The organism is Blastomonas sp., from assembly GCF_041747255.1.
Taxonomy (GTDB): Bacteria; Pseudomonadota; Alphaproteobacteria; order Sphingomonadales; family Sphingomonadaceae; genus Blastomonas.
Genome location: NZ_JBGTFM010000327.1, coordinates 1 through 6,889 on the forward strand (window position 1 = coordinate 1; position 6,889 = coordinate 6,889).

Consider the following 6,889-nt stretch of genomic DNA (forward strand, 5'->3'; position numbering starts at 1 on the left):
CGTGTTTGCAGCGCCCGCAACTGCTCCGGCAGCAGCGGTGTTCGGCCCGCGCGCCGACCCGGTGCCCGCCGCAGGATCGGCCAAGCTGATGAAGGCGCGTGATCTCCAGAGCCTGTCGCGGGCGGTCGAGCATGACGCGATCCAGCAGGCGCTCGATGAAAACGGCGGCAACCGCCGCGAAACCGCCCGGATGCTGGGCATTTCCGAACGCACCCTGCGCTACCGTCTCGCCAATATGCGCGAGATGGCCGCAGCGGCATGATGCACAGGGCAGGGACATAGGCCATGAGCACGATCAGCAATTCGATTCTCGCCGCCCGCAACGCCATTCTGCAACAGAACAGCGCACTGCAGGAGCTGAGCAAAACCCCGAACATCGGCACCACGCCGACCGAAACCAAGCCTGATGGCTTTGCCAGCACGCTGAAAACCGCGCTTGATCAGATCAACCAGGTTCAGCACGCCTCGGCGGATGCTGCGACCTCGTATGAAATGGGGCAGACGACCGATATCGCCGCAGTGATGATGGCCAAGCAAAAAGCGTCCATCGGCTTCGAAGCCACGTTGCAGGTCCGTAACAAATTGCTGTCCGCGTATCAGGACATCATGAACATGCCGGTGTAATCCATGTCAGATATTATCCTCAGCAACCCGTCCGAAGGTGGCGCGGGCACCGCGATTGCCGCCGATGCTCCGCCGCTGCGTGCCTCTGGCACGGGCAGCCGTGTTCTTGGCGGCACCGCTATCCCCAATCAGGTCAAGGCATTTATGGCGCAGCCGGCGGTGGCAAAATCGATGCCGCTGATCGGCTTTCTTGGCGTTGTCGCGATTGCGATCCTCGCCTGGGTGGCGCTGCGCGAGCCGCCCCAGCGCGATCTGTTTCGCGGGTTGCCAGATACGGACAAGGCGTCGGTCATTGCGGCGCTCGACACCTCGGCCATCCGCTATAGCTTCGATGACACATCGGGCACGATCATGGTGTCTGAGGATGACTACCATAAAGCCAAGATTTCGCTCGCCGCCCAGGGCCTGCCCAAGAACGCACCCAGCGGCGACGATCTAATTTCGGCGATGCCGATGGGCGCAAGCCGCGCGGTTGAGAACGAAAAGCTGCGCGGCGCGCGCGAACTGGACCTTGCGCGCAGCATTGAGGCGATGGATTCGGTCGTTTCCGCGCGGATCCACCTTGCGGTCGAGCCGCCGAGCATCTTCATCCGGGATCGCAACGAACCCGCTGCATCTGTCGTGCTACAACTTGTCGGATCGGGCCGTCTGCCTGAATCGCAGGTGCAGGCGATTATCCATCTCGTCGCAAGCTCCGTGCCCGGCATGTCGCCCGATCATGTCTCGGTCGTCGATCAGAACGGCCGTCTGCTCTCCAGCAACGCCAAGCGCGGATCAATGGACGAGGCAGAACGCCAGATCGAGGTGAAAGAAGCCATTGAGGAGCGCTATCGTAACCAGTTGACCGCGTTGCTGACCCCAATGCTGGGCGCGGGCAATTTCGTCGCGGAGGTATCGACCGAAGTGAACTTTGCTGAACGGCAGGCGACGACCGAGACCTATCCCGCTGACGAGGCGCGGGTGCGCAGCGAGCAGCGCTCGTTCTCGAGCGAAGCCGTACCGCCTGAAGCCGGCGGCATTCCCGGTGCGATCGCCAACGAACCGCCTGCCGAAACCGAAGTGGCTGCAGAGCCGGGCGCAGGCCTGCAAGGCGAAGAACTCGCAGCAGGTGCCGCCCCCACCCGCCGCAATGAACAGGTCGCACGCAACTTTGAACTGGGCCGTCAGGTCTCGGTCGTCCGCGAACCTTCCGGCAAGGTGCTGCGCATGTCGGTTGCGGTCGCGGTGAAGAACCTGCCCGGTGGCAAGGAGCGCAGTGCGGCTGAAATCGCTGCCATCGAAGCACTTGTCAAAGGTGCCATCGGCTTTGATGTCGCACGCGGCGATCAGGTTGCCATTTCGTCGCGCAACTTTGAAACCGTGCCCGGTCTTGAACAGCCCTGGTATGAAAATGGCTGGGTGAACATGCTGGTGCGCAACCTCTCGGCGCTGCTCGTTGCGCTGGCCATCGTGTTCGGCATCGGGCGTCCGCTGCTCAAGCGCTATACCAAACAAAAGGCTGATGATCAGGCCAATGCGCAAGCGGCGCGAGACAATGGCCCGGGCCCGCTGCTTGCCCAGGCGATGGCGCTCGACGGCTCTGGCGCCAAGGCTGCCGCGCTAGCCAAGCATGACAATGAACAGGTGACGCTGGACATGATCAACGCCGCGCAGAGCTATCAGGAGCGCGCCCTGCTGATCCAGAACTTCGTCCGCCAGAACCCCGACCATGCAACGTTGGTGGTGCGCGATCTGCTGAAAGGCAGCGCTGATGCCGACAAGGAACCAGCCCATGCCTGACGCAAACGACGCCACGCTGGACACCCTGGCCAACCCTGCGGCGCGCACGCCGCTGCGCGGCGACCAGGCCGCCGCCATTTTGATGCTGCTGTTTGCTGAGGAGCAGGCGGCGGAAATTCTGGCGCGGCTTGAGCCCGACGAGGTGCGGCAATTGAGCGAGATCATGTATTCGGTCGCCAATGTGGGGTCTGAGGACATCAACGAGGTGCTCGACCTGTTCATCGACAAGGCCAAGAACCGCACCACGGTGGGCTACAAGGCCGATGAACAGATCGAAGGCATGCTCAAGCGCGCGCTGGGCGATCGCCGCGCTGAAACGATGCTCACCCGGGTTGCGCCCAAGAAAACCGGGAACGGACTTGACGCCCTCAAGTGGATGGATGCGGTCGAGATCGCGCTGCTGATTGAACACGAGCACCCGCAGATTGCCGCCGTTGTCCTGTCCTATCTGAAGCCGGACGTCGCCGCCAATGTGCTGCAACTGCTGGCGGCGGACGCGCAGGAGGATATCGTGTTTCGCCTTGCGACGCTTGGGCCTGTCAGCGCCGAGGCGCTGGAAACCATTGAGGCGTTGCTCGCCAGCCAGGGCGGGGGGACCCGCTCTGCCGGGTCCTCGTCATCGGGGGGCACGTCTGATGCTGCCGCGATCATGAACATCATCAACAAGCGCGAAAGTGCCCGCATCATCCGGGCGCTGACCAAGCGTGACAAGGATATCGCCCGCCGCATTGAGGACGAGATGTTCACCTTCGCCGATCTTATCCGGCTCGATCCGAAAGATCTGGGTGCGCTGGTGCGCAGTATCGAGGCCGATATTCTGGTGCCTGCGCTCAAGGGAGCGGACGACAAGCTGCGCGACAAGATGTTCGCGTGCATGTCCAGCCGCGCAGCACAGTCGATCGCCGACGATATCGCCGAACGCGGACCGATGCCGATGTCCGAAGTGCTCGATGCACAAAAAGCGATTGTCCAGGCCGCCAAGCGCATGGCCGATGCCGGCGAGATCGTGATCGGCGGTGGTGGTGACGAATATGTCTGACCGCCTGATCACCCTGAATGGCATGGATGAGGCTCAGTTTCTCCCGGTCTGGGACGTCCAGCAGGCATCCTCAAGCTTTCGCCCGTCGCCACTGTTTTCTGCAATGTCCGCCTTCGTCGGCAACAGGGATGCGACCGCTCCGCAGGAAGACGCCGACAACGTCGCGTTTGATGATCTGCCATTGGAGGACGACACGCCCGACATCGAGGCGCAGATCGCCGACGCTTACCGGATCGGCCATGCCGACGGGGTTGAGCAGGCGCGCGCCGAGCAGCAGGCCAGCGATGCCGCCACACTGGCACTGGCGTCTGCAATCACTGCGCTGCGCCCGCAGCTGTCTGAAAGCCTGTGCGCGATGCTGCTGGGCGCGATGAAGGCGATGCTCGAGCGGTCGAGCGGTTTTACCGCCCCCGATGCTGCCGTGCTGGAACGCCACGTCGCGTCGCTTGCCGCGCTGGTCACCAAGGATATGCGCGGCGCGGCGCTGCATGTGCACCCTGCTGATCTTGAACTGCTGGGCGATGCCGAATGCGGGCTGGTGCTCACCCCCGATACCAGCCTGCGCCGGGGCACCGTGTCGCTGAACCACGCCGATGGCTGGATCGAGCAGGGCACCCAGCCCATGCTCGATGCGCTGCAGGGCCTGATCGACGATATGGAGAGCGGCCAGTGATCGCCGCCCAGACCGAAGCCCTGCGCCAGTTCACCAACAAGATCGCCGCGCTTGAGGCGGGGCCGCGACGCATTGGACGGCTTGTCGCGCATGAAGGCGGGATGCTTGAGGTCACCGGCTTTGACTATCCCATCGGCTATGGCGGATCGCTGCGCACCGCCGATGGCCGCCGTATCCGGGCCGAGATCGCAGGCTTTCGCGGATCGCGCGCGATGATGGTGCCGCTGGAAAGCGATGCTGCATTGCGCAGCGGGGCGCGGGTTGAGCCCGATGCGCAGGCCAATATGGCCACCGTGGGCGAGGCGCTGCTGGGCCGCGTGATCGGTCCGATGGGCGAGCCGCTCGATGGCATGGGGCCGGTGATCGCACACGACCGCTGGCCGCTCGCCGGCAAGCGTGAGAATGTGCTCAACCGGGCGCGGGTGACCGAGACCATCGATCTTGGGGTGCGCGCGATCAATGCTTTGCTCACCGCCGGGCACGGCCAGCGCATCGCCATCGCGGCGGGCTCTGGCGTGGGTAAATCGGTACTGATCGGCCAGATCCTCAGCCAGGCCGAGGCTGACGTGATCGTCGTCGGGCTGATCGGCGAACGTGGCCGCGAGGTCAGCGATTTTGTCGAGACCAAAATGTCCGGGCCGATGAAGTCGCGCACCGTCACCGTGGCGGTGCCTGCAGATCATAGCCCGGTGCTGCGGCTGCGCGCCGCCTATCGCGCGACGGCCATCGCCGAATATTTCCGCAAGCAGGGCAAGCGTGTGCTGCTGATCATCGACAGCCTGACCCGCATTGCGCACGCGCAGCGCGAAATCGGGCTGGCGCTGGGCGAACCGCCGACGATGAAAGGCTACCCCCCGTCCGCACTCGCGCTGATCCCCAAGCTGGTCGAGCGCGCGGGCAATGACCGCGAAAGCGGCGGATCGATCACCGCGCTCTATACGGTGCTGGCCGATGGCGATGATCTGGACGATCCGATCGTCGATGGCGCGCGCGCGATTGTCGACGGGCATATCATCCTGTCGCGCTCGATGGCCGAACAGGGGATTTTCCCCGCCATCGATATCGGCAAATCGCTGAGCCGCGTCGCGACCGACATCATCAGCGATGATCATCGCGCCGCCATGGCCAATTTCCGCCGCATCTGGTCTGCCTATGAAGAAAACCGCGACCTGCTGCTGATGGGTGCCTATCGTGAGGGCAGCGATGCCAATATCGACGAGGCGGTTGCGCGCCGCCCCGAACTGCTCGATTTCATCCGCCAGGGCCCGCATGAGCCGGTCGATATGGCCAACAGTGTCGCGGCTCTGACCCAGGCATTTGCGCCATGAGCATCAAGCCCAAATCATGGCGCCGGGTGCATGCGGTGCGCGAGGCGCAGGTCAAGCTCGCGATTGGGGAGGCGGCGCAGGCGATGCGCAGCGAAGCGACGCTGATGAGTAACGCCGAGCGGCTCAAGCAGCTGCGCGACGGGGCATTTGATGCAGGCCATTGCGCCAGCGGGGCGTCTTTGCACGCGCAGCTGGAGCTCGGCCAGCGACTGATGCGGGCCGATGGCGAGATCAGCGCCGCACTGGTGCGCGCGCGGCAGCATCTTGCCAAGGCAGAGCGGCAACGCACTGCCGCCTATATCGAGCGCGAAACCACGACCAAGCTGCTGGATCGCGCACTGGCGCAGGGCGCAGCGGATGCTGATCGCAAGGCGGCACGCCTGCCGATCCGACGCAAAAAAGCAAAGGATACCGAGGAATGAGCGCTGATCTTATGCAAGCCTTGTCGGCTTCTTCTGCCCTGACGCTGCAATCTGGCACGCTTCCTGCTGGAAAGAACGGCATGAACCTTGACGCCAATCTGTTCGCGAGCCAACTCGCCACGCTGTCGACATCAGGTGCCGCTGGCCCGGTGCCGGGCGCGGGCGTTGTCGCTTCGACAATGGCCGCGCAGGCGTTCACCAACGCACAGGATGGCGTCACGCTGTCGCTGCCACCGGTGGTCACTGCGTCTGCAGTGGCGGTGACGACGCTTTCAGCGGATCAGCCCTTGCCGGCAGATGCCAACGCCAGCCAGATCATCGAACTCGCACTCACCGGCGCCGCCTCGCTGGCACCTGCTGCCACCCCTGGCTTTACCAAGCCCGGTAACGCCATGGGCTTGGCTCAGACCGTTGTTCCGGCTTCGGTTTTGGCGCAGGATGCGCCCGTCGCGGTGGAGGCTTCTGCAGGCGATATCACTCCTGCCAACTTGATCGCAGAAAGCGCACCTGCACCGATCGATGACTGGCGCAAGGGGCGGGAACCCGGTCACCGCGATCAGGAAACCATCGCCGCTGCTGAATTCATGGTCCAGGGCATGATAGCGGATGCATCCATACCACTGCCTGCCGCCGTGACGCTGCCCGCCGTCTCCGGTTCGGGCGGGATTGCCACAACTGCCGATCCCTATGCTGCGGCCAGCCAAGCCCCTGCAGAAGTTGCACCAGCGGTGGCTAATGGCGCTTCGGTTGTGGCTGGCTCGCTCACAAACACGCCTTCCGTGACGCACAGCGTGCAAGCAACGCCTGCTGCGCCGCCAGTGCCTGCTGCGCCGCCAGCGCCTGATGCATCATTGGTGGCTGCTCCCAGCCCAGTTTCAACGACACCCGCGCCGCTCGCGCCACAGGCACCAGCGGCTCAGGTCGCGGCACAGACAACGACCACGCCGCCGCCGCCTGCTGCGTCTTTGGCACCTGTTTCAGCGACACCTGCGCCGTTTGCGGCACAGGCAGCAACACCCACGCC

General features: G+C 64.1%; 7 protein-coding genes and 1 pseudogene. All 8 read left to right on the forward strand.

Annotated features, from left to right (window positions below):
• Positions 1–262 (forward strand): helix-turn-helix domain-containing protein (locus ACEW8G_RS11170; RefSeq protein ID WP_373488497.1); only part of this gene is annotated, 262 nt, incomplete at its 5' end.
• A 23-nt stretch (positions 263–285) separates the two neighbouring features.
• On the forward strand, positions 286–624 hold the full coding sequence (gene fliE / locus ACEW8G_RS11175; protein ID WP_373488498.1) for a flagellar hook-basal body complex protein FliE: 339 nt from the start codon (positions 286–288) through the stop codon (positions 622–624).
• Positions 625–627: 3 nt separating this feature from the next.
• Positions 628–2,403 (forward strand): flagellar basal-body MS-ring/collar protein FliF, encoded by a 1,776-nt coding sequence (fliF, locus tag ACEW8G_RS11180; protein WP_373488499.1) that lies wholly within the window; start codon positions 628–630, stop codon positions 2,401–2,403.
• The gene (gene fliG, locus ACEW8G_RS11185) at positions 2,396–3,442 is read left to right on the forward strand and encodes a flagellar motor switch protein FliG (RefSeq protein ID WP_373488500.1); all 1,047 of its coding nucleotides are present in this window, start codon (positions 2,396–2,398) and stop codon (positions 3,440–3,442) included. Before fliF ends, fliG begins: the two co-directional genes overlap by 8 nt.
• Positions 3,435–4,115, forward strand: coding sequence for a hypothetical protein (locus ACEW8G_RS11190; protein ID WP_373488501.1), 681 nt, complete (start codon positions 3,435–3,437; stop codon positions 4,113–4,115). The genes fliG and ACEW8G_RS11190 overlap by 8 nt, the downstream gene beginning before the upstream one ends.
• The gene (locus tag ACEW8G_RS11195) at positions 4,112–5,443 is read left to right on the forward strand and encodes a FliI/YscN family ATPase (protein WP_373488502.1); all 1,332 of its coding nucleotides are present in this window, start codon (positions 4,112–4,114) and stop codon (positions 5,441–5,443) included. The genes ACEW8G_RS11190 and ACEW8G_RS11195 overlap by 4 nt, the downstream gene beginning before the upstream one ends.
• Positions 5,440–5,865: a hypothetical protein gene (locus ACEW8G_RS11200; RefSeq protein ID WP_373488503.1), complete on the forward strand. Its 426-nt coding sequence runs from the start codon at positions 5,440–5,442 to the stop codon at positions 5,863–5,865. The genes ACEW8G_RS11195 and ACEW8G_RS11200 overlap by 4 nt, the downstream gene beginning before the upstream one ends.
• Positions 5,862–6,889 (forward strand): annotated as a pseudogene (locus ACEW8G_RS11205) (hypothetical protein); the annotation flags it as partial. The gene ACEW8G_RS11200 and the pseudogene ACEW8G_RS11205, both read left to right, overlap by 4 nt.

What these genes read in the sequence shown, in the direction of transcription:
- fliE (WP_373488498.1), top strand. Translation starts at nt 286, where the DNA reads ATGAGCACGATCAGCAATTCGATTCTCGCCGCCCGCAACGCCATTCTG.
- fliF (WP_373488499.1), top strand. Translation starts at nt 628, where the DNA reads ATGTCAGATATTATCCTCAGCAACCCGTCCGAAGGTGGCGCGGGCACC.
- fliG (WP_373488500.1), top strand. Translation starts at nt 2,396, where the DNA reads ATGCCTGACGCAAACGACGCCACGCTGGACACCCTGGCCAACCCTGCG.
- ACEW8G_RS11190 (WP_373488501.1), top strand. Translation starts at nt 3,435, where the DNA reads ATGTCTGACCGCCTGATCACCCTGAATGGCATGGATGAGGCTCAGTTT.
- ACEW8G_RS11200 (WP_373488503.1), top strand. Translation starts at nt 5,440, where the DNA reads ATGAGCATCAAGCCCAAATCATGGCGCCGGGTGCATGCGGTGCGCGAG.